The 23,395-nt window shown below is 33.7% G+C and carries 24 protein-coding genes; 7 read left to right on the top strand and 17 right to left on the bottom strand.

The features are described 5' to 3' along the window. Positions 1 to 135 precede the first annotated feature (135 nt). From B3C18_RS06350 to B3C18_RS06370, 5 genes are all read right to left on the bottom strand, one after another. Entirely contained in the window at positions 136 to 975 is an 840-nt protein-coding gene (locus B3C18_RS06350) for a DUF4249 domain-containing protein (RefSeq protein ID WP_291144117.1), read from the bottom strand. Positions 976 to 980: 5 nt separating this feature from the next. After that, a complete protein-coding gene (locus tag B3C18_RS06355; RefSeq protein WP_291144120.1) occupies positions 981 to 3,596 on the bottom strand; it encodes a TonB-dependent receptor in 2,616 nt (871 codons plus the stop codon). A gap of 102 nt (positions 3,597 to 3,698) precedes the next feature. Next, positions 3,699 to 4,547 carry a FecR family protein gene (locus tag B3C18_RS06360; RefSeq protein ID WP_291144123.1) on the bottom strand — a complete coding sequence of 283 codons (849 nt, stop codon included), beginning with the start codon at positions 4,545 to 4,547 and terminating at the stop codon, positions 3,699 to 3,701. A gap of 12 nt (positions 4,548 to 4,559) precedes the next feature. Next, positions 4,560 to 4,769 (bottom strand): hypothetical protein, encoded by a 210-nt coding sequence (locus B3C18_RS06365; protein WP_053470363.1) that lies wholly within the window; start codon positions 4,767 to 4,769, stop codon positions 4,560 to 4,562. A 46-nt stretch (positions 4,770 to 4,815) separates the two neighbouring features. Then, complete coding sequence (locus B3C18_RS06370) at positions 4,816 to 5,337, bottom strand: RNA polymerase sigma factor (RefSeq protein ID WP_291144126.1); 522 nt, start codon at positions 5,335 to 5,337, stop codon at positions 4,816 to 4,818. 281 nt (positions 5,338 to 5,618) lie between these two features. On the opposite strand from B3C18_RS06370, the gene B3C18_RS06375 reads away from it, so the two are divergent. After that, positions 5,619 to 8,045 carry a tetratricopeptide repeat-containing sensor histidine kinase gene (locus B3C18_RS06375; RefSeq protein WP_291144129.1) on the top strand — a complete coding sequence of 809 codons (2,427 nt, stop codon included), beginning with the start codon at positions 5,619 to 5,621 and terminating at the stop codon, positions 8,043 to 8,045. Positions 8,046 to 8,390: 345 nt separating this feature from the next. Here the strand turns inward: B3C18_RS06375 and B3C18_RS06380 are convergent, their stop codons facing one another. From B3C18_RS06380 to B3C18_RS06415, 8 genes are all read right to left on the bottom strand, one after another. Next, complete coding sequence (locus B3C18_RS06380) at positions 8,391 to 9,497, bottom strand: alkene reductase (protein WP_291144132.1); 1,107 nt, start codon at positions 9,495 to 9,497, stop codon at positions 8,391 to 8,393. A 322-nt stretch (positions 9,498 to 9,819) separates the two neighbouring features. Continuing rightward, on the bottom strand, positions 9,820 to 11,193 hold the full coding sequence (locus B3C18_RS06385; protein ID WP_291144135.1) for an alginate export family protein: 1,374 nt from the start codon (positions 11,191 to 11,193) through the stop codon (positions 9,820 to 9,822). Positions 11,194 to 11,231: 38 nt separating this feature from the next. Then, positions 11,232 to 12,251 carry an MBL fold metallo-hydrolase gene (locus B3C18_RS06390; protein ID WP_291144138.1) on the bottom strand — a complete coding sequence of 340 codons (1,020 nt, stop codon included), beginning with the start codon at positions 12,249 to 12,251 and terminating at the stop codon, positions 11,232 to 11,234. Positions 12,252 to 12,302: 51 nt separating this feature from the next. Continuing rightward, positions 12,303 to 13,307: an alpha/beta fold hydrolase gene (locus tag B3C18_RS06395; RefSeq protein ID WP_291144141.1), complete on the bottom strand. Its 1,005-nt coding sequence runs from the start codon at positions 13,305 to 13,307 to the stop codon at positions 12,303 to 12,305. 335 nt (positions 13,308 to 13,642) lie between these two features. Further along, positions 13,643 to 13,873, bottom strand: coding sequence for a hypothetical protein (locus B3C18_RS06400; protein WP_291144144.1), 231 nt, complete (start codon positions 13,871 to 13,873; stop codon positions 13,643 to 13,645). A gap of 118 nt (positions 13,874 to 13,991) precedes the next feature. After that, complete coding sequence (locus tag B3C18_RS06405; RefSeq protein WP_291144147.1) at positions 13,992 to 14,294, bottom strand: putative quinol monooxygenase; 303 nt, start codon at positions 14,292 to 14,294, stop codon at positions 13,992 to 13,994. 86 nt (positions 14,295 to 14,380) lie between these two features. Then, entirely contained in the window at positions 14,381 to 15,175 is a 795-nt protein-coding gene (locus B3C18_RS06410; protein WP_291144150.1) for a type 1 glutamine amidotransferase domain-containing protein, read from the bottom strand. Positions 15,176 to 15,304: 129 nt separating this feature from the next. Then, positions 15,305 to 15,874: a Crp/Fnr family transcriptional regulator gene (locus B3C18_RS06415; RefSeq protein WP_291144153.1), complete on the bottom strand. Its 570-nt coding sequence runs from the start codon at positions 15,872 to 15,874 to the stop codon at positions 15,305 to 15,307. 191 nt (positions 15,875 to 16,065) lie between these two features. Between B3C18_RS06415 and B3C18_RS06420 the strand changes: the two genes are divergently transcribed. The 3 genes from B3C18_RS06420 to B3C18_RS06430 all read left to right on the top strand — a co-directional run bounded on the left by B3C18_RS06420 (position 16,066) and on the right by B3C18_RS06430 (position 18,058). Further along, the gene (locus tag B3C18_RS06420; RefSeq protein WP_291144155.1) at positions 16,066 to 16,422 is read left to right on the top strand and encodes a hypothetical protein; all 357 of its coding nucleotides are present in this window, start codon (positions 16,066 to 16,068) and stop codon (positions 16,420 to 16,422) included. A 172-nt stretch (positions 16,423 to 16,594) separates the two neighbouring features. Beyond that, entirely contained in the window at positions 16,595 to 17,146 is a 552-nt protein-coding gene (locus tag B3C18_RS06425; protein WP_291144158.1) for a hypothetical protein, read from the top strand. A 3-nt stretch (positions 17,147 to 17,149) separates the two neighbouring features. Next, complete coding sequence (locus B3C18_RS06430; protein WP_291144161.1) at positions 17,150 to 18,058, top strand: phytanoyl-CoA dioxygenase family protein; 909 nt, start codon at positions 17,150 to 17,152, stop codon at positions 18,056 to 18,058. Positions 18,059 to 18,062: 4 nt separating this feature from the next. Here B3C18_RS06430 and B3C18_RS06435 read toward each other — a convergent pair whose 3' ends face one another. Further along, entirely contained in the window at positions 18,063 to 18,701 is a 639-nt protein-coding gene (locus tag B3C18_RS06435) for an NAD(P)H-binding protein (RefSeq protein ID WP_291144164.1), read from the bottom strand. A 157-nt stretch (positions 18,702 to 18,858) separates the two neighbouring features. Here B3C18_RS06435 and B3C18_RS06440 point away from each other — a divergent pair, with 157 nt between their 5' ends. After that, complete coding sequence (locus B3C18_RS06440) at positions 18,859 to 19,878, top strand: SDR family NAD(P)-dependent oxidoreductase (protein ID WP_291144166.1); 1,020 nt, start codon at positions 18,859 to 18,861, stop codon at positions 19,876 to 19,878. A gap of 83 nt (positions 19,879 to 19,961) precedes the next feature. Beyond that, positions 19,962 to 20,774, top strand: coding sequence for a helix-turn-helix domain-containing protein (locus B3C18_RS06445; RefSeq protein ID WP_291144169.1), 813 nt, complete (start codon positions 19,962 to 19,964; stop codon positions 20,772 to 20,774). 1 nt (position 20,775) lies between these two features. On the opposite strand, the gene B3C18_RS06450 is transcribed toward B3C18_RS06445, so the two are convergent. After that, on the bottom strand, positions 20,776 to 21,144 hold the full coding sequence (locus B3C18_RS06450; RefSeq protein ID WP_291144171.1) for a hypothetical protein: 369 nt from the start codon (positions 21,142 to 21,144) through the stop codon (positions 20,776 to 20,778). Between the two features lie 30 nt (positions 21,145 to 21,174). Further along, positions 21,175 to 21,696, bottom strand: coding sequence for a PPC domain-containing DNA-binding protein (locus tag B3C18_RS06455; protein ID WP_291144174.1), 522 nt, complete (start codon positions 21,694 to 21,696; stop codon positions 21,175 to 21,177). Between the two features lie 203 nt (positions 21,697 to 21,899). Here B3C18_RS06455 and B3C18_RS06460 point away from each other — a divergent pair, with 203 nt between their 5' ends. After that, the gene (locus B3C18_RS06460) at positions 21,900 to 22,490 is read left to right on the top strand and encodes a hypothetical protein (protein WP_291144177.1); all 591 of its coding nucleotides are present in this window, start codon (positions 21,900 to 21,902) and stop codon (positions 22,488 to 22,490) included. Between the two features lie 133 nt (positions 22,491 to 22,623). On the opposite strand, the gene B3C18_RS06465 is transcribed toward B3C18_RS06460, so the two are convergent. Beyond that, on the bottom strand, positions 22,624 to 23,394 hold the full coding sequence (locus B3C18_RS06465) for a methyltransferase domain-containing protein (RefSeq protein ID WP_291144180.1): 771 nt from the start codon (positions 23,392 to 23,394) through the stop codon (positions 22,624 to 22,626). Between the last annotated feature and the right edge of the window lies 1 nt (position 23,395).

Raw genomic sequence — 23,395 nt, forward strand, 5'->3', positions numbered from 1 at the left:
CAATCACGTTTTGTTTTTCAGTAAAACTAGCAAATTTTATTTATCATTTATAATACATTAGGACACAAAAAAACATCTGACACTAAATTGCTTTAATGCCAGATGTTCGCGTACAAATCAACCTAATTAAAATCTTTATTTTACCAAATAGGAAACTTTATCAGCTTCGCAAAGCCTGAAATAACCAAAGGCATAATTATTAGCATCGGTAGTGTTTACAATGTTTCCGCGGATATTTCCGGGAGGAATTGAAAACGGACTTCCGCCGTATATTTCTAAAAGTAAATTCATATAGTTGTAAAAGTTTTTAGAAATACCGCGATTTGTAATATCAACTGTATTTCCTGCTTTCATATCTTCATGATTGAACCTTGTGCTTACTTCATTTCCGTTAAAGAAATCATCGTCTGTAAGCTCATATTCCGGATAAATCAGGAATTCACTTTTATAATCTGAAAGGTAATAGTTCACCTGATCAGCAGGATCTTTATAATAAAAAGTCAGTTCTATAACATCCTCTCCGCCAAAATCAGGAACAGTCTCCTGCTCTACTCTTTCAATAGGTGTTACAGAAGTCAGTTTTTCGGTAGCGGTAAGACTCTGACCTTCTGCTTGTACATAAAGCGTATAATCTGTATTTAAAACCGGAACAAAATTAGTACACTTATAAATACCCGGTTCTGTTTCGTTAAAAGTAAAAACAGTTCCTGTACTGTTTTCAACTCTTACCTGCGCTCCCGAAACTTTTGGCGTTGTGTTATTGTAATACGGAGCTGTTTTACTAATTTTTATCGTTTGTTCGTTACCAGCAGTTCCTTTAAACCATAAAATCTCCGCATCGACTACTATTCTTGTCTGTCCAGTTTCTAAATCAAGATTGACTACATCTTCACAAGATGATAAAAACAGCACACAAAATAAGCTGAATAAAACTAGTGCTTTACTTTTAAAATTATATTTATTAATCCTTTGCATACTCATTAAAATTTAAAATTATAAGAAATTCCAGGTACTACTCCAAAAATTGAAAGTCTTCTGGTTTCATTTGCTCCCGTGTCTTCATTTGTTGCAAACGTCATAGATGCTGCATTTTTTCTGTTGTAAACATTATAAAGACTGAATACCCAATAGCTTTGCCATCCTTTCTTTTTATCCGGTTTAGGCGTATAAGTCGCTGCCAAATCTAAATGGTGAAAAAGCGGCAGTCTGTTTTCATTTCGAAGTGAAAAGTTTGGGATATTGATTCCGCCAAATTCATAATAACTATTTGCATACGTTACAGGCTGACCAGACTGCAAAGTGAAATTAGCGTTAAATGACCATTTTGGATTGTATTCATAACTTCCTACAATACTTAAATTATGCAGTTTATCATATCCTGATAAATACCAGTCACCATTTGCAACTCCCGGTTCATCAGGAGTTCTTCCAGGTGTTTTTTGTTCTGCTCTTGATAAAGTGTATGAAACCCATCCTGTAAAATTTCCGGTGTTTTTTCTAAATGATAATTCCATACCATACGATCTCGCTTTACCATTTAAGATAACCTGCTCGATATTATTATTAGCCAATATATCGGCACCATCAATGTAATCAATACGGTTTTGTATCTTTTTATAAAACAACTCTCCTTCAAAAGAATAATCGCCGTCTTTAAAATTTCTAAAATATCCTGCCGCATATTGATCCAGTAATTGTGGTTTTGTAAACGGTCCGCTTGGTGTCCAGATACTGGTAGGCAATGGCGATTGTGTATTCGATAAAATATGAATGTACTGCGCCATTCTGTTGTAACTTGCTTTTACAGAAGCATCATCACTAAAAGCATACGATAATGCCACACGTGGTTCAAGATTATCAAAACTGCTTATTTTATCTCCTTTTCCGTATGTTATAGATCCTGTTGGAGTGCCTTCCTCGTAAATATGATATAACGGATTAAATACGACTGCTTTTCCATCTGCATAAGTATTAATAGTTTCATCACCTAAACGATAAAACAAACTATAACGAAGTCCGTAACGAAGGTTTAATTTTGGCGTAATTTGATTCTCAAAATCCAGATAAGCAGACGTTTCTAACGAATATTTTTTATCCAGTTGTTTGTAATTAAAATCCGAATCTAAACTTGTAGGCTGTACGGTACCCGGATTAAAATTATAATACTGACCGTCGATTCCGTAGTTTAATTTAAACTTATCCGTTACAATATGATTAAAACCATATTTAAGTCCGTATGTTCGGATATTATTATTCCAGTCAAAATCTTCCTGCTGCAAGCCAAGATTAAACTTATAATCGCTGTAGAAAACTGCTAAATTCGTATTCAGGTTTTCTGAAAATTTATGTTTCCAGCTTAAAATTCCCATCGTGTTTCCGTAAGTACTAGAAAAACGGTCGTTTATATCAAAAACATCATTTCCAAGATATCCAGAAAAAGCAAGTGAATTATTAGCGCCCAATCTATAATTGAACTTCGCATTAATATCATAAAACATAGCCGAATTATTATTATCAGCCAGTTTTAAAAATAAATGCGCATAAGAGGCACGACCTGCAATAAGAAACGAACCAACATCTTTTTTTATGGGTCCCTGCACTAAAAGACGGCTTGAGATTAAACCAATTCCTCCGTTAACTTTGTAATTTTCAAAATCTCCGGTTTGCTGCGTTACATCAAGAACAGAAGATACGCGTCCGCCAAATTTAGACGGAATTCCTCCTTTATATAAATCCAGTCCGTTTACAACATCGGCATTAAAAATAGAGAAAAATCCAAACATATGTGAGTCGCCGTATACCGGCGCACCATCCAGCAGAATTAAATTTTGATCTGCAGCACCTCCACGCACGTTAAAACCAGAAGAAGCTTCTCCCGCATTTGTAACTCCAGGCAGCGTTAAAAGTGATTTTAAAGGATCAGGTTCTCCCATTGCAACAGGAATACGTTTAATTTCTGCCATCGAAAGTTTGTTCACACTCATTTGAGTATTCCTTACATCAACCGCTTTACTATTGGTTACAATTACCTGCTCAAGCTGCTGACTGTCAGATTCCATGTTGAATTTTACTCTTTCATCATCGTTATCAACCGCAATCTGTCTTTCTTTGTTTTTGTAGCCCACATAACTTACAACAAGATTATAAATACCTCTGTCCAGTTCTATAGAAAACGTTCCATTAATATCTGTTGTAACACCGGTAGAAAGTTCTATGATGAAAACATTCGCTCCTATTACGGGTTCCCTGTTTTCATCAAGAACCTGTCCTGTCAGTTTATTTTTTTTTTTAGCCGTTTTTACAGCTTTTTGTTTTACAAAAATATTACTGCCTACAATCGAAAATTGAATCGATGTGTTTTTATTTAATTCATTAATAAGCTGTTTGATTTCGATATTATTGTACACGCTTTTTTGCGTAAAATATCTTTGGCTTGTATTAATTTGATCTGTAAAGGCAAATTTAAAATCAGATTGATTTTCAATTTGTTTAAAGAATTCCTTTAATGTTACCGTTTGATCTACAGTTACCGTGACGTTTTGAGAAAAAACTCCCCAACTGAATAAAAAAAAGCACGCTGAAATTATATGCTTCATGAAATTTTGTATTTTTGAATATTATTAAATGGAATAGTTTTATACTATCCTGACTATAGGAAGGATGTTTTTAGTTTCGCGGCTAGTGCATCCTTTTCTTTTCTATTGAAAAGTAACTTGTTTTAATTTTTCATTTACTTCATAGTTTAGGTTATACATTTCTGATATTAATTGGATAATCGTATTTAAATCTTCTTTTTTATTGATGCGCACCGTGATTCGCTGGTTTTCATATTCCTGTGGCATAATTACTTTATAACCGTAATTTGTTTCGATATAAGTACTTACATCTGTTAGCTTTTGATTATCAAAATCTATAAATCTGTTGAATTCTGTAACCGATGTAGTTTCGTTTCCGTATGTGAATTTTTCGCCCGGTTTTAGTATCCATTTTTCATCCAGATCTTTTACATTCATTTGAACACTTCCTTCATAAAGTTCAACCGTTACTCCCTTTTGAGTATATCCTTTTACCGTAAAAGAAGTTCCTAAAACTGTAGTGGTCGTTTCGTTGCAAAATACCTGAAAAGGATGTTTTTTATCTTTCGTTACTTTAAAATAAACTTCTCCCGAAACTTCTACTTTTCTGTTTGCTGCAAAATTACTTGCGTAAGCAATTTTAGAATTCGGACTTAATTCTACTCTTGAACTATCTGGCAGAATTGCTGTTTTTATTATCGAAGTTGTATTTTCAATTACATTTTCGGTAAGTTGAATATTATTCGTTACAGGATTGCTTCCGTTAAAATAAAGTCCGGTTCCTATAAGAACAAAAATCAAAACAGCCGCCGCTGCCGCAAAATAACGCCAAGAATTATTCTTCTTCTTTTTTGGAGAAAATGCCTTTGCCTGGAATTGTTCCCAAGACATCTCTTTTTCATTATCAGAATGTGAAACAGGGATTTCGTCCCATATTTTTTTCAATTCCTCTTCTATTTTCTTTTCATCCATGTCTTTAGTGCGTTAAAGTTTTTGACAATAAAATCCTTGTTTATTAAAAACACCATACACCATTTCTTTAATCTCTCTGTTCGTTTCGATTTTTAGAATATGATTACTATCATCTACCACAAAATCCATTGAACAATCAGAAATGATAAACCTAAGAAGCACTACAATAAAGCTTGCATCTTCCTTGGTTTTAACATCAGTTTTATAAGATTCAATATGCATTTTTTGTTTCTGTTTATTAGTATAACAAACGAGAACAAAAAAGTTCCTAATGGTTTTCGATTTTTTTTCGAATAAATTTACTGGCGAGGTAAATATGATTGGCAATTGTTTTTTCAGAAAGGTCTGTCATTGCCGCAATCTCCTTATAGCTAAGGTTTTCCAGTTTGTGTAAAGTAAATATTTTTTGCTGCTGCTCCGGAAGCAGATTTATGAAAGTATATAAAATTTCTTTTCTTTCTTCGAAAATTACGTCATCATAATCCTCATTTTCGATTTCAAACTCCGAAGTATTGAGTTGAATTATTTTATTTTCTCTGTTAACGTGATTGATGATAATATTTTTGCAGATCACAAACAGCTGTTTATCAAACAAAACATCTTCGTTAAGTAATTCTCTTTTATTATAAAGTCTTAAAAAAGTTTCCTGTACAAAATCCTGCGGAGTAAGAACTGTAAAATTAAATCGTCTGGCAATACCAATAAGTTTATCGTAGTAATTTAGGTAAGCTTCTTTGAAGGAAGCCTCATTACCATTTTTTAAACTTAATATAAACTTTCTATTGTCCATAACGTAAATATGATCCTTAGTCTTAACTCCATGTTCAAAATAATATTGTACACGATTTTTTGCAGCAAAGACTGTATTCCTTATTTTATTACTGCAAAGAACAGAAATTTATTCTAAAATTATTTAACAGAAAAAATATAGTTTTAAACAAGAGGTTATGAAAATCAATTTTTACTGTTAAATTATGATAGCAGATACACGCCAGAGAACTCTAAAGACTTGATTTATATCCCTATATTTGTTCATTAACGATCAATTAAGTCGTTATTTACTAAATACTTATGAAACAAATTTATGCTTTTATTCTGCTTTTTATTTCGTTTCATAGTATTTCTCAAACAACATCTTCTACTGCAGATTATGATTTAAAGAAAAAACGATTATTGATCCAGTTTGGTTCGATGTTTTTATATGCTAAAAATCAAGGAAAAATTGACGAAGACAGTTCGGTTGTCTTAACCTGTAAAGCTTACAAATTGCCCGTTTATTTAAGTTATAATGAAGGTTATGACAGTAAGGCTAATTTAATAGGTAATGATCTTATCGAAAAAGGAAATATCAACGCCTACAAAAAGCTTTTATCTAAATCAAAAAATGACACTCAAATTAAAATGCTTTTACAGCTTGGTTCTTATTATCTTTTTAAAACAGGAACAAAATCAAATGATTTTGAAAATGCTTTTACTTATATAAATGAAGCTTTAACAAAAAGTAATAAACACAACGATAAAAAACTACAACAGCAGAGTTTGTTATTGCTTGGAAAATATTATTCACAGGCATCTCGTTTTGCAGAAAGCAAAAATTGTTTCACTAAAGTAGTAAAGGAATACCGAAAGCAAAATGATTCAAAATCACTTGCAGATGCTTTAGCAAATGAAGCATTATGCCTGCCAAATTCAGATCCTGAAAAAGAAATCATTTTAAATGAAGTTATAAAACTTTATACGCAGTTAAATCTGCCAGAAAAGAAAATAGAAAACCACATGAGGCTGATAACCGTTCATTACGGAAAAGGGAATATCAAACTTGCCTTAAAAGAATTTTATCAAAGTTTATACGATCAGAGAAAAATAGGTTTTAAGCATACCCATTTTACCGAAGCTACCATTTCTTATATAGAACTCTTTCTTTACAATACAAAAAGTGCCTTGTATTATGCTCTAAAAAGTATAAAAACAATGGAAACTATTCAGGATTATAACTTTGCAGACATTTTTTACCTGCGTTTTGGAAACGTTTATTTAGCACTTGGTCATTATGAAGAAGCTCTTGATATTTACAAAAAAAGTGTCGAAATGGGGCATCAAAATATGAACAGCGGCGGTTTTTACAGAAGTTATGTTAGTCTGGTTTTAGCCATGTCATCCAAAGGGAAAAATCAGGAAGCCATTAATTATTTGAATTCGATAACAGTAGATTATCCGCCAATTGATCTTTTTGATAAAATGATTGTAAATAATACAAAGGCAAATTGTTATGAGCGAATAAATAATTTTGCTTTGGCAGAAAAGTATTTTAAGGAAATGGATCGTTATGCCAGTCAATTAGCTAGTCCCGAAACATTGATGGATGTTTTAAACGCTTATTCTTCAATGGCTTCTTTTTATGCCCGCAGACATCAGACCGAAAAATCAAAGCTGTATACAGATAAAATTTTAGCACTATCGAAGAAATATAAAAGAAATTATAATTCTGAAAATCTTGAACTCTCGCTGTCTATAATTGATTCTGTACAAGGAAATTATCAATCAGCTTTAAACCATTATAAGAATTATAAAAAGATAAATGATTCTATCGTTAATTTTTCAAAAAATAAACAAATTGAAGAACTTATTATTCAATACCAAACCAAAAATAAAGAACAGGAAATAAAGCTTTTAAATCAACAATCAGTATTACAAAAAAGTGAGCTGAAAAAATCAAAGCTCTTAAATACATTATCTATTTGGAGTCTTATTTTACTTTTAATTGTTATTGGTTTACTGTTTAATAGATACCGACTGAAACACCGAAATAACATTAAACTTGAATTGAAAGAAAAAGAAATAAACCAAAAGAATAAAAACCTGAGGCATTTGCTTGATGAAAAAGAATGGCTTTTAAAAGAAATTCATCATCGGATAAAAAACAATCTGCAAACCGTTATTAGTCTGCTCAATTCACAATCGGCTTATTTAGATAATGATATGGCATTAATGGCAATAAAAAACAGCCAGCATAGAATTCATTCGATGTCGCTAATTCATCAAAAATTATATAATTCAGACAATATTTCGACGATTAACATGCCGAATTACATTAAAGAATTAGCCAAATATTTAAAGGAATCTTTCAATTTAGGACAAAGAATTCGGTTTGAAATAAAAGCAGATCCGCTGGAATTAGATGTGGCGCAAGCCGTTCCGCTTGGGCTTATTTTAAATGAAGCTATTACAAATTCTATAAAATATGCGTTCCCAAATTATGCTGTAGGAATGATTTATGTTTCGGCAGAAAAAACAATCGGAAATTATTATCTGCTTACTATTGCTGATAACGGAATTGGTTTTGATGCTGCAATTTCTTCAAAAAGAAAAAACTCGTTTGGAATGAGTTTGATAAAAGGTTTAAGTGATGATCTGGATGCTAAACTTTTAATAGAAAATCAAAACGGAACTACTATCAAAATTGAGTTTTTGTCTGAATTTTTAATTGATAAAAAATAAACCGGATTAAAATCCGGTATTTTAATTATTTTAAACTGGATTGAAATCCAGCCCTACAATATGATCCGTTCCTTCGGAACTCATATAGATGCGGTTAAATTTTTAACGGATTAAAATCCGTTTTTACGATATAATTTATTTGTTCGCAATTTTAAAAAAGAACCGGAGGTTCGATTTATATTGTAGGTCCGGATTTCAATCCGGTTTACGCATAATATTATAAATCCGAGTGTCAGGCTGAGCGAAGTCGAAGTCCCGCCCTGCTAAAACCTAAAACCCGACAGGTTTTAAAAACCAGTCGGGTTTATTTTGAAATTAATAATTTATTGATTTAGTGATAAATATTTACCCCATAAAAGGATAATCGGTATAACCTCTTGCTGTGCCGCCGCCAAATAAAGTATGAGTATCTGAAATTTCATTTAGCCTGAACTTTTGTTTTACTTTAGCAGGATAATCTGGATTGGTTAAAAATTTTCTTCCAAAGCCCACTAAATCGACCAAATTTTCCTCAAGTAATTTCTCCGCTTCTTCAGGAGTTTTATTGCCTGTTGCAATAATGGTCTTTTTAAATGTATCTCTGAGCTCGATTCTAAAATCAAGCGGAATTTGAGGCGGATCATCCCAGTCAGCTTCACAAAGATGAATATAAGCGACATCAAGTTTGTTTAATTCTGCGGCTGCAATCATTATGGTTTGCAGAATTTCGGGATCGTTCATATCTTTAAAACTGATAAAGGGAGATAATCTTATTCCTGTTTTTTCTTTTCCAATGGCATTCGCAACTTCTTTTGAAATTTCAATTAGTAACCGAATTCTGTTTTCCTGTGTTCCGCCATATTCATCGGTTCTTTTATTGCTGTTGCTTCGCAAAAACTGATCGATCAAATAACCATTTGCACCGTGAATTTCAACTCCGTCAAAACCGGCTTCAATTGCATTTTTAGCTCCTTGTACAAATTCTTGAATTACAGTATCGATATCGGTTTTAGTCATTGCTCTGGGTTCTTCTACCGGAACAAAAGTCACATCTCCGTTTACTGCGCCATCAAATACATAAACACTGGTATTTTGAGCTAATAATGCCGAAGGCGCTATAGGCTGTAATCCGTTGACTTTTGAACTGCTTACCCGCCCAACATGCCATAACTGAAGAAATATTTTACTTCCGTTTTGATGTACGGCATTTGTTATTAATTTCCAGCCTTCTATTTGCTGTTTACTGTAAATTCCTGGCGTATTCGCATAGCCTTTTCCCTGCAAAGAAACCTGAGTGGCTTCTGTAATTATGATACCTGCCGTACTTCGCTGTGCGTAATATTCGGCCATTAAAGCATTTGGAATATCTCCTGGCTGTGAAGCTCTTGAACGCGTCATGGGAGCCATTAAAAAACGATTTTCTAATTGATTTCCGCTTAATTCGTACGGTTCAAATAATTTATGGTAATTCATAGCTTTTCATGATTTTTAATTTTATAACTAATATTCGTAAACTGGATTGAAATCCAGCCCTACAATATGATCCGTTCCTTCGGAACTCATATCGATGGGGTTAAATTTTAACGGATTAAAATCCGTTTTTACGATATAATTTATTTCTTCGCAATTTTAAAAAAGAACCGGAGGTTCGATTTATATTGTAGGGCCGGATTTCAATCCGGTATTTTAGATTTACAGAGCCGGATTTCAATCCGGTTTATTTTAGATTTGTAACGCCGAATTTCAATCCGGCATTACAAATCATCCTGTTTATTTTAATTACATTTTTTTTAACCTAAAAATTCAGCTGCATGGTAATTCCGGCGAAAAAAATATCTTTCCCTGTTCCCGAAGCTTTTATATAATCTCCCGCATTAAACCACGTGGATTCAAAACGAAAATAAAGATACGGATTTGGCTGCCAAATCACCTCATTTTCAAGCTGGTTTCCAATTTTCTTGCTTGATGTTGTATCACCCGGATAGATCAAAAAAGTATTTGGCCCATAAATCCCGTCATTGCTGCTGTATCTCCAAAACATATCATAATCGATCACCCAGTCAATATTTTCACTCAGTTGTAAACTTATTCCGGGATGAAAATCCAAAAGATTTGACGGCCCAATTATAGAGGCTAAACCAAAATAGCCGCCACGTGGAAACAACGGATTAAAAGTCTGTAATTGATTATCTCCCATTTGTTTATCACCGCTTATAGCTTCGGCTTTAAAACTCAGTTCAGGATGAAATTTTATTTCATTAAAACGATATCCCAAATTAATCGAAGCCGTCCATGCACTGATATCTTTTGAAGCAAAATCACCAAACTGATACAAAGCTTCACCGTCATAACGCCAGTTTTCGGTTTTTCCCCAAATTCTGGTTCCTACAGAATGTCGTTCTTCTTTTCCTGCGCCGTCATTAAATGTGGCTTTTGTTCTTTCATATCCAAAATAATAAACATCGATATTTTTGATAAGCGGAACTTTGTTAATTACAAAATAACTGCCCCAAAACTGCCTTTCTGGAGTAGAATTATCATCAAAAATTCCGTCGTGCGCCACAACAAAATGACTGTAGAAAAAATCAGCCGAAACATTGTCTTTTGAAGTTATCAATTTTACCGCATCAAAAGACTGGCGGTTATTTGGCCCGTCTCTCATGGCAACCAAACGCTGTGATCCGTACGTGAGTTCCTGCCTTCCTGCCCTTAAAATAAGCTTGTGATTTTTTTCATTTATGAAATTAAAATCGGCGAAAGCCTGATGCACTTCAAGCGGATTTTGATCAACCGGACTTGGATCAATTCTACTGTCGGCCAAACTGCTTTGTGTCTGCACAAAAGCCCTGAAAAATTTTCCAGCATGAAAATCGGCATGAAACAAATAGCGTGATAAAACATAACCATCGCTGTCTTGCGGGCCGTCTCCCCAATTTTCATTTTCGGCATAGAAATATTGATATCTAATGCTTCCGCCAAAACTGATATAAGATTCTTTAGATGCCGAAAGCGGTAAAAACTTCATTGTTTTATACCAGTTATCTGTTGTGGTATCGCTTTTTAGGAAACTATAATTTTCATCATATCGAAGCGATTTAAAATCAGGATACTGTTGTCCAAAACAGGACAATGAAATGAACAAAATCAGTATTAAAATTGTATTTTTCATTGTCCTTATTTTAAAACATTTATAAGTTGTAAACAACATTATTTTAGGCTGTTTTGTTTGATATCCTTATAGGCATTCGGAATATTGAAATTAAAATGAAGCCAGTTAAAAAGTTCATAACCTTTGTTAAACTCTTTCATTTTAACAGCGGTTTTGGTTTCTTCTAAAGTCAGGCCTTTTTTAACCGCATTTTCAACATTTGTTTTTAATGCTTCGACATAATCAATCGTATATTTTATTCCGGCTTTATTGGTAATTCGCCCGTGTCCCGGAACTACAATATCTTTGTCGCCAATCATATTATAAATCTTATTCAGGTTGTTTACAGGCTCCAGAAAATAACCGTCGAACAACCACGGGATTGTCGGACTTTCGGCAATAAATGGATTTCCGGCCCAAAGTACATTTCCCGTCGGCGATTTTAAATACACAAAAAGATCTGCCGGAGACTGCGCCGTTCCCACGTTTATAATCTCAACAATGTTTCCTTTTCCCATATCAATCTTTAGGTTTTGATTGATGGCGATTGTAATATCTGCCGGACGATAAACACTTTCTTCAATTCCTCTGCCTTTACCAAAAAGCATAATCATAAACTGTTTGATATTCTCGTAATTTTTAGAAAGGTTTTCTTTGCAGAATTCGTTCTGGATAATAATGGTTTCTTTTGGAAGCAAATAATTTCCAAAACAATGATCGCCATGATCGCTGGTGTTTACGGCATAAACAATAGGTTTATCAGTAACAGATCGGATTAGTTTATACAACTGATCGTACAATCTTTTGCTCAGCAAAGTTTCAATTACCAAAACTCCTTTTTCGCCCACAATAAAACCTGCCGATGTTGCTTGTGCAATACCTTTTGTTGTTTCAGCTTCAACCGTTTCCGGCGCGACTGAATAAACATTTTCTGCAATTTTATGAAGTTTTAAAGTTACCGTATTCGCATCCCAAATAGGAACATGATCCGGCATAGGAAATTGTGCGTAAGCCGCTGTATTACTTAAAATAAGCAATATGATAATTGTAAATCTTAAAATGATTTTTTTAGTTTTCATTAGATATGGTTTATAGAAAATAGCTTAGAATCTTCAATTATTGAGTTGAAGTTATTTTGCAGTAAAAAAGGCTAAAAGATCTTTTTGAACCTGCGCTGTATTTTCCTGAACCAGCCAATGTCCTGAACCTGCAATTTTAGATTCGGTTACGTTTTCGGCAACTAGTTTAGAATGGTCTTTCAAAAACGCTGCTGCAAAATATTCGCCACCCATTGCCAATAAAGGCATTTTTAGTTTTGTTTTAGCAAAAACCAAATTATCTTTTCCGTCCTGAGGGAAATTAGCAAACCATTTAAAACTTGATTTTGCACCATCTTTTACGGCATATGCTCTAACAAATTCTGCAGTTTCTTCTGGAGTGAAAGGATCTTTTACGTGTCCAACCATTGGCCAGAAATTAGTCAAAAATTCTTTTTCTTTTCCTTTAACAATATCTCCCGAAGCTGGCCATGCAAAGAATCCAAACCACCACGCAGAAGCCGAAACCTGCGACCAAACTGGTTCAATTCCCGGAAGCAATGCATCCATTAATGCCAGTTTTTTAACTTCAGAACCGTATTGCGCCGCATAAGCATACGCTACCATAAGTCCAATATCGTGACCTGCCAGATTGATATTATTATAACCTAGTTTTTTTACTAACTCATGAATATCTGTTGCCATTGTTTTTTTGTCATAACCGCCTTCTGGTTTATCAGACTCGCCTACTCCTCTTAAATCTGGCGCGATTACGGTAAAATGTTTCGAAAGTTCAGGCAGCAAACGATTCCACATATACCAGTTTTGCCCAAAACCGTGAACAAGTACAAGCGGTTCCCCTTTTCCGCCTATAACGTAGTGAATGTTGACACCGTTAACTAAAGCAGTTTGGTGTTTAAAATTAGCCGGTGGATTGGCGGGTTTTACCGTAGCCGTATCTTCTGCAACTGTAGTTTCTTCCGCTGCTTTTGCCGGTTCTTCTTTTTTATTACAAGAGGTTAGAGAAAATAAACTGATGATCAAAAGGCCTATAAATATTTTTAAAGACCCAAAATTTTGGTTAAAAATTGGTTTCATAATTTTTTTAAAATTAATTGTTGGTAATTTTTTTAGATTTTCGATTATTCGAATACCAACCGGGAAACCAAAATAATGCCTTTATACGAAATGCTTTATTATAAAGACTTTACCTGTTTTTCTAAATATCGTTATTAACTATATATCGCTATCATATGTAAAAGTGGCGATATAACACTAATTAATTCTGATTTTAGATTTTAGATTTTAGATTTTTGACTTTAGATTTAGCTTTGCTTTAAATAAGTTTGAAACTTAACAGGCATAAAAAAAACCGCATTAAAACGGTTTTTATTTTAAGATTATAAAAGTTTAGCAGCTTTTATAAAATTGGCCTATTTTTTAGGAGCATTTGCATCACTTGGCTGCGGGTCACTTGGTTCGTTTCCTTCGTTAGCTCTCGTTGTTCCTTTAGTTCCTGTATTTAATGATGTACTGTCTCCTGCTTTTATAGCATCTGAATCTGTATTTACTGCAGTTCCTGAAGAAGAACTTGTTTTACAAGAAACAGAAAGTGCAATTATAGCGATATATACCAGTAGTTTGAATTTCAATATAGTTTTCATAATTAATTTTTTAAGTTTATAATAAAGCTTATCAAATTTAATTATTACGTATTTTATTATGTTTCACTATTTTAACTTTATGTTACACAATTAATTATAGAAAAATTCAATATTGTTTTTATTTTATTGGCGAAGTCAAAATGATATTTCTTTCGTCTAAAAGCGGGACAATCTGCCCTAAAACTAAATCCTTAAAATGAGCAGTATTTCGGTGTTCGGTTACAGCCTCTTCGCTGGTATATCCTTCAAATAATACAATTGTATTTAAATCGGTAATGCTTTGGTGAATGTTGTAAAACAGATTACCGCTTTCCTGAATACTTTTTTCCTGAACAGTTTTTAGTAACTGCAAAACGTTTTCAATTTGACCTTCTTTAACTTTCCATGTTGCGAAAACATGAACTGGATTTTCATTTTTCATTTTTGTTTTCTTTTGATGAGATAATTGATTTTTAAAATCATATTGACCTCTGCCCGATTTTGGAAGAGGTCAATAGAATCAGCTAATTATTTTTTAGGAGCTTCTAAAATGGCAATCATTTTTTCGGCTACTCCTTTTGCAGATGCAGGGTTTTGACCTGTAACCAAATTTCCATCAGCAATACTGTGCGCTGACCAAACTGCGGCCGCGTGGAATTTTGCACCTTGTTTTGTCAACGCAGATTCTAATAAAAATGGCACATCGGCAATGGCGTACCCTTTTTCTTCTTCATCTGTAAATGAAGTAATGTTTTTACCGTTTACCAAATACGATCCGTCACTTAATTTTACATTTAATAAAGAAACCGGACCGTGACAGACAGCGCCAACTACTCCGTTGCGTTCGTAAGTTTCTTTAATCACTTTTTTAAGAAGCGCGTTTTCAGGCATATCTACCATTGGTGCTAATCCACCTGGTACAAAAACGGCATCGTAAGTACTTACATCAACAGTAGATAATTTTACTGCTTTTTGCATGGTTTCCCATCCTTTTCCAGTTAAAAAAGCAAGGTTATCTGGATCTCCTGCTAAACTAAGTGCATCTAAATACGGAGTGTCTCCGGTTAAGCTAGCAAAATCAATTTGATAATTTGCTCTGTCAAATTCAGCATATGGATGTGCTACTTCAGGAAGAAAACTTCCTGTTCTTCTGTTGTTTGGACCAATTGTATTTGCATTTGATACAATAATTAAAATTCTCTTTTTCATTTTCGTTTCATTTTTGTGGTTTGTTTTTTCTTCCGATACTTTATTTTCTTTTTTAGTTTGTGCACTAGCTGCAAAAAAGGAAAGTGCCATTGTCAAGATCATAATTTTTTTCATCTGTATTATTTTTTAATTGGTTATGAATTATTTACAAGACAAATTTATATCGGTATGCCTGCTCAATGCGAGGAGGCAAGTCACAAAAAAAGTGTGACGTAAATCACACTTTGAGAGGTTTTAATGATGCTATTTATTGTTAGAGTAAAGCCTGCTAAGGGTTTCACGGCTTACGCCCAGATATTCTGCAATATATTTTTTGGGAATCTTCTGCGTTAAATTGGGATAGAGATTGGCAAATTCTTTGTATCGCTGTTCCGGTTTATTAGAAAGTAAGGAAACAATTCGCTGCTGAAGCGCAATATATCCTTTGGTTAGTTTTACCCTAAAAAAGTGTTCCATTTTGTGTGATGCAATCGAAAGTTTTTCTCTTCCTTCCAGCGTTAAACACAAAACTTCTCCGGCTTCCATGCAAACTACATACATGTTTGCGGGTTTTTGGTTGAAATAAGAAATATAATCAGACATCCACCAGTTCTCTGTTGCAAACTGTACAATATGTTCTTTTCCGTCATCATCAAGATAAAAAACCCTGAAAATACCGCTTACAATAATATATTCATACTTTGCTTCGTCGCCCTGACTAATTAAATATTGATTTTTTAAAACTTTTCGTATCGTGAAAAATGGTTTGATCGATTCAAATTCTTCATCGGTTACGGGAATAATTTCTTCAATATGTTTTCGCAGTTTTTCCATAATTCAGTTTTACCAAACCAAAGATAAAAGATTTATTGCTTTTCATTATTGTTCATTTAGAAACCTTCAATGATAATTAAGTAATTGTTTGCCGAAATCGTATAAGAAAACATGCTGACTATCTGAGTACTTTTGAAATAGTATGAAAACTTAAATAAAGAATTTCATAACTAAATTTTAAAAATATTTATATGATAGCAGATACTAATAGATATTACAATCAGGACGATAGTAATTTCACAAACGATAATCAGAGTTACGTAGATCAATATCAGCAAGAACACATTGGCGATCAAAATAATTTTGAAGAAACTTATTCTTTAAACGAAGAACAGAATTATCTTGATAAGGAATTTTCGAATGCGCTTGAAAGAGACGATCAGGAAGATTTAGAACAGGATTTTGACGAAAGTGAATTAGAAGAAGATGATTTAGAAGAAGAGGAAGATTTAGATGAAGATGATCTGGACGACGATTTGGTAGAAGATTATGATGAAAATGACCGAGAGCCGGAAACTTTTGCCGACGATGCGTATAAAATTGATTAATCTGAACTTCAAAAAATTTAAAAGTGCTATATCAAAAGATGAAGCACTTTTTTTGTTTTTATCTACAACGAACACAAAAACAGGTATTTATACCTAAGAAAAAGAAAAATTAATTGATTAAATTTGAGATAATAATTACGTATAAGCAGGTTTAACTAAATATCGGCACAATATGAAAACAAGCCCAAATCAATCTGTAAAACACTTAAATAGTAATGATTTCGCTTATTCTGCAAAAATCTCAACTCCCAACGGAGAAAAAGACATTCAATCTTTTCAAATAGGAGATTCAATTTTAGCCTTTTCTGCAAAATTAGAATCGGGAACCGTTAAACTGACGGCTTCTCAGGCAAAAGTTTCGTTTAGCCATGGTATCGAATGTGGAAAGCAAACACGTATGATTTATATAAATTTGGTAGATTCTCAGGGTTTATCAAAAAATATTACCTGCAGCGCAGACCAGCTTTTTTTACTAAGCAACGGAAAATATGCACCTGCTTCACAATTACAGTCAGGACAAGAACTTGTCAATAAAGATGGTAATCCCATCCATATAGAATCTGTTAAATCAGGTTCATTTCGCGGTGGCATTCATAGTATTTCAACAAATGCTGCGGTTGGTGACATTCCGAATGGTCATTTATTTGTGGCAAATGATATTATAATGGGAGATTTTTCACTTCAATTGTATTTTGATTATCTTCCTGACGATTTGAAACAATAAAATATGCCCTGGAATATTCTCGAAAATTTATGGAACCGTACTATAAATACCTCCACTGTTATAACTGATGCACAATGGGATCTGGAAATTAAAACCTTGTTCCAATTAGGAATCAGCATGGAAGATACCGTACAATTTTTATATTTTGAAAAACCTGATTTTGAAACTTTTAAAGTCTGGATTAATCATCAAAAGAAAAACGAAAATACTGCCGAAGATGCTATAAACAATGTACTTTCAGAACAAGATCTTGAGTTCTGGAATAAAAATGGTTATGTAATTGTAAAAAATGCCGTTTCGCAAAAAGACTGCGAAGATACTGTTAACGCCATTTGGGATTATTTAGAAATGGATCCTGATAAAAGCGAAAGCTGGTACAAAAGACATAAAGATCAAAAAGGTTTAATGCTTAATTTTTCGGATCACGAAACCTTAAATAAAAACCGTTTTTCTCCAAGAATAAAAAAGGCTTACGAACAGCTTTATAACTCCACCAAAATTTACAAAACGATTGACAAAGTCAGTTTTAATCCGCCGGAAACTAAAGATTTTACATTTTTAGGAAGTCCGCTGCATTGGGATATTAGTTTAAAACAGCCCATTACTTTTGGATTTCAGGGACTGCTCTATCTTACAGACTGCGGTATTGATGACGGTGCTTTTCATTGTGTTCCGGGATTTCATAACAAAATAAACAACTGGCTCATTAATCTTGAACCAAATGAAAATCCAAGAAATAAAGCCATTGAAACCTTAAAACCCGAACCTATAACAGGCAATGCAGGCGATTTTGTCATTTGGAACAATACTTTACCGCATTGTGCATCGCCAAACAAAGGCAAAAGCCCAAGAATGGTGCAATATCTTACCTATATGCCAAACGATTATGATGCTTCTGGAGAATGGATTTGATCTATTAAAATTCAAAAATTTCTTTAGGTTCGATTATTTTCTTTCCGATTGGAAGTATTTTTGGAGCCTTAACTAATTTCTTTGCCAAAAGTTCTGTTTCAATTGGTTTTAATTTGGTCAGAATGCCAATTGAATTCAGAAAATTGAAAAGTTTAACCGAAATCTTTTCGTCCAATCTATCTGTATCTTCACGTACCAAAGGCCCCGGTCTAAAAATAATGTATTGCCCAAAATTAAGTTCGGCGATATAATCTTCCAGTTTTCCTTTCATTTTAGAATAAAAAACACTGCTTGTAGCAGAAGCTCCGTAAGAAGAAACAAGTACAAAAGATTTTACTTCATTTTGTTTCGCTGCAACGGCAAATGCAGCCGGAATATCAAAATCTATCTTCCATTGTTTTTCTTTTGAACCCGCAGCTTTTAAAGTTGTTCCGAGGCAGGAAAACAAAACGCCTCCGTTTATCTGATCTTTAAAAGATTCAATATCATCAAAGTTGACAATGTGTTCTGTTAATTTAGAATGTTCCTTTCCCGAAGGTTTTCTAACAAAAGTCACGACAGAAGTATAATCGTTATCCTTCAGCAGCTCGTCTACCAAAAATTTTCCGGTTGAGCCCGTAGCTCCAATTACCAATGCTTTCATAAATTCAAGTTTAATTGACTGGTTGTACAGCGTTAAAGATACTTAAAACCAATGAATTTAAAATGACGTTTTAAACAAAGTAAATTGGCGTTTTAAACAAAATCGAAAGTTTTGCTTCTCTATAATTTTGCTTCATAACAATTAAACATTTATAAAAATGAAAACAAATAATTATCAGGGAGCTTTACAAAACCCTTTACAATCAGGATTTAATGCAAAGTCGACTGCTGCAGATGTAATTAAAGGAATTGACCTTACAGGAAAAATTGCCATTGTAACGGGCGGACACACGGGTATAGGTTTAGAAACTACTAAAACACTTGCAAATGCCGGAGCAACTGTAATTGTGGCGGCGAGAGATATTGCAAAAGCGCAAAAAAATCTGGACGGAATTGCTAATGTTGAATTAGAAGCGTTAGATTTCATGAATCCGGATTCCATTGATTGGTTTGCAGCAAAATTTCTTTCTTCAGGAAGACCGCTTCATCTTCTTATTAATAATGCAGGAATTATGTGGGTTCCGTTACGCAGGGACGAGCGCGGTTACGAATCGCAATTGGTAACCAATTATTTAGGACAGTTTCAGCTTACGGCAAAATTATTTCCGGCATTAAAAAAAGCAAACGGAGCGAGAGTTATAAATGTATCTTCATTCGGACATCAAATGGCGCCGTTTAATTTTGACGATCCTAATTTTCTTCACCGTGAATATCATACTTTACAAGGTTACGGACAATCAAAAACGGCCTGTAATTTATTTGCTTTAGAATTAGACAATCGTGCAAAAGACTTTAATGTAAGAGCGTATTCCCTGCATCCGGGAAGTGTTTTGGGAACTGATTTAGGGAGAGACGAACCTATCGAATTATTCAAACAAATAGGAACGCATGATCAGGACGGAAATTTAAAACCAGAAGTTGCTGCTTTATTAAAAAACGTTCCGCAAGGTGCTGCAACTACGGTTTGGTGCGCTGTAAGTCCTTTATTGAACAATATTGGCGGTGTGTATTGTGAAGATGCTGACATTGCCCGATTAGATCTTGGAGAAGTCGAACACAAATTTGATGACCCTTCAACCGTATTTGGCGTTCAGCCTTATTCTGTAGATCAGGATAATGCAAAAAGGCTTTGGGATTTAAGCGAACGTTTGTTAGGAATGTCATTTGACGTTATTTAATTCACTATTAGAAAATAATTTACCGTCAGGATTTTTATCTTTGATAATCGAAGAAAAAACCTGGCGGTTAAAACTGTTGTAAAATGGAACATATATCAAAATATTTAACTCCTGAAATCAAACTTTCTTGTTATGAAGATAAGTTCTTCAAATCTGATTTGGTTTTTGATGATCATATGCTGATTTGGTTTATTTCCGGAGAAACCAAAATCATACAAACCGATGCCGTTTTTACTTTTAAAGCCGGAGATATTTTCCTTATTCCCAGAAATTTACTGGCAACTATTATCAATTATCCCAAAAATGGCCAGCCGCACAAAACAGTTGTCATGCATCTTTCGGTAAAACGTTTAAAAGAGTTTTATAAGAATGTAGATTTAAGTGCCAAAACAACTTCTGAACAAAAAATCATTTCTTACAGCAATCATCCGTTATTAGAAAGCTGTCTCGCGTCTTTAATGCCTTATTTTGATATTGAAGGGGATTTTCCCGAAGATATTGCTTCTTTAAAAATAACAGAAGCCATCACTATTTTAAGAACAATTGACAAACGAATAGATGCTGTTTTAGCAAGTTTTGATGAACCGGGCAAAATTGATTTGATCGATTTTATGCAGCGCAATTTTATGTTTAATATGCCAATGGAAAAATTGGGGTATTTAACAGGCCGAAGTTTATCAACTTTTAATCGGGATTTTAAGAAATACTTTAATACAACGCCTCAAAAGTGGCTTACCAAAAAAAGGCTCGAATTAGCGCATTATCATATGGCTGAGAATAAAAAAAAGCCAACCGAAATATATTACGAAGTGGGTTTTGAAAATCTCTCTCATTTCTCTTTTGCGTTCAAAAAGCAATTTGGTTATTCGCCAACAGCATTAGCCAGTATTGAATAAACTATTTTCTGGGTTTTATTCTAACCGAATCTTTATCAATATTTTGCTTTTTTGAAGAGCTGGTATAAGTTGAACCATCCTGAGCATCTTCGCCCGGGCCAATTCCTGTTCCGGTCCCGCCATTTTTTGTGCCCTCTTTTCCTAAATCTTTATTGGTTGTGGTACTTGCCGCGCCTGTAATGGGTTTGCCGGTACTTTTATTGGTTCCGGTTTCATTTGTACCTGTACTATCTACAGGCTTTTTTGTAGTGTCGGGAATGGTTGTGGTTTCAATTTCGTCACTATAACCATCCTGATTGTTTTTACATGAAAACAAAACTGCGGCGAGAACAAGAATTACGGCGATATTTGATCTGAATAATGATTTCATAACTAAAATATTTAAGTTTATAGGCTTATATTATTTTAAACATGGAAGCTGCAATACATTGGCATTCAAAGGCTGTTCTATTTTTCTTTCGAGTTTTTCGCTATTTACCGTTATATAAATTTCCATAGAACCCGTTCCAACCTTCAACGCAAGAATATGCCCGCCGTACGCATCAAATTTATCATCTGTAGCAACTCCGTGAATGTGCAGAGATGGTTTTCCTTCATTCCATGCGATTGAGCCCGTTAAACTGCCCATTTCGACTTTATTGAATGTTTTAGGATTGAATTTCTTTTGATTAAAATCGTAGAATCCAAAAGTAACTTCCTGTGCAAAACCAATTCCGGTAAAGTTTGCCGAAGGAATTTGCTGTTCTTTGGCTAAGTTTTCAATTGAATTGAGCACATTATCACCTTCACGCAAAACCATCAAATAACCATAAGTCGTTTTAGTGTAACGGCATTTTTGATCGTCATTTTTTTGCTGTGCCTGCATATTTACGGCTAAACATAAAAATGCGCCAAATACTATTTTTCTAAGTGATACATACATCTCCAAAATATTAATTAATTACAATTTTTAAAATTACCCTGATATGTAAACAAATCTTTACACGATTTGATATGGTTGTTACAAAACTTCTACTTATGTCGATTTAATTGCTTTTTGAGGCAATAAATGCCCTAATCGATTGTTATAAATAGATATTTAGAAGTTAAAAAAGACTTCAAATACATTTCAAAATAAATTTAAGTATGAAAAGAATATTGTTTTTAATGATAATTGGAGCTTCCCTGCACGTTACTGCGCAGGAAGAAGTTAAGGGGAAATATCAGCCTATTCAATCTAAAACTCCGGAAACTAAAGAAGTTATTCCGCCAACAGAAACGCCGCCGGCAAATGAACCTACTCTTGCAAAAGATCCTATTGTTTTAAAAATAAATCCAGAGGAACTTTTTAAGGACAACACGCTTTATAAAAGAGAAGCCAATGTTGAGGGTATTTTTTACAGACGAAATGAATATTTAGGAGGTTTTGTAACCAAATCTACAACCTCAACAATTCGTTATCGTGATGCGGCTTTTGTAGACGGCGATAAAATTAGAGTATATCTTAATGATAAAGTGATTGAGCCGGAAGTTAGTTTGATTGGAGAATTTAAAGGATTTAAAATAAACCTGGTAAAAGGAATGAACAAAATTGATTTTGAAGCTTTAAACGAAGGTTCAGCATCACCAAACACTGCCGAATTTCAGGTTTATGACGACAACGGAAAAGTAATTGAAGCCAGCCAATGGAATGTTGGTACAGGCTACAAAGCTGTAATTATTTTATATAAAGACTAAATTTGACTATTAATTCAAAAAAAGCCTGTAGAAAATTCTACAGGCTTTTATTTTACAGTAATTACAATCATTCACAATTCACAATTCACAATTCACAATTAATAATTCATAATTCACAATTCACAATTCATAATTAATCACTCTTTCTCCCATACATTAAAATCCTCTTAAAAGAATAAATAGCCGGAAGTTTAGGAAAATTTACAGCAATTCTCTCTTTATACGTTTTAATAAAAAGTTCTTTCTGTTCACCTTCAAGCCTTTCGATATAAGGAATTAATGCCGAACCCGAAATAAAATTATAAAGCGTTTCGTGATCATCAGCAATAATGGGATATACTTTTTGCAAAATCTCAATATCCTTAAGACCGCCGTCAAAAAGTATTTGGGCGTATTCGTCAAGACTTAAAACTGGAGAATCTCTTTTATATCCTTTTAAATACGATCTAAACGGTTCTTCATCCACAAGTTCAGAAAGAATTTTATTGAGTTTATTTTCTGGCTGAACAGGCATTTGTACGGCAAACTGTCCATCTTTATTCAGTAATTTTAATAAATTCGAAAATAAACTTTCATGATCATTTGACCATTGCAGCGCGGCATTACTAAAAATCAAATCCCATTTTTCTCCAGAATTTATGGTTTCTTCGGTAGTTGCTTTTTTAAAATGCAGATTATTAGTTTCTAAGGATTTTGATTTCTCCAGCATTTCTGCAGAAGAATCTACGCCCAGAAAATGAGCCTCTTTAAATTTATCTGCTAAAATAGAAGTTTGTTCTCCCGTTCCGCATCCTAAATCAATCGCCTTCATTCCGTTTTGCGGTTGTATAAATTCTATTAAATCATAAAACGGTTTGTATCGAATATCTTTAAACTTATTATAAACATCTGGATTCCAAGGCATA

It is taken from the genome of Flavobacterium sp. UBA7680, assembly GCF_002482975.1.
GTDB lineage: Bacteria > Bacteroidota > Bacteroidia > Flavobacteriales > Flavobacteriaceae > Flavobacterium.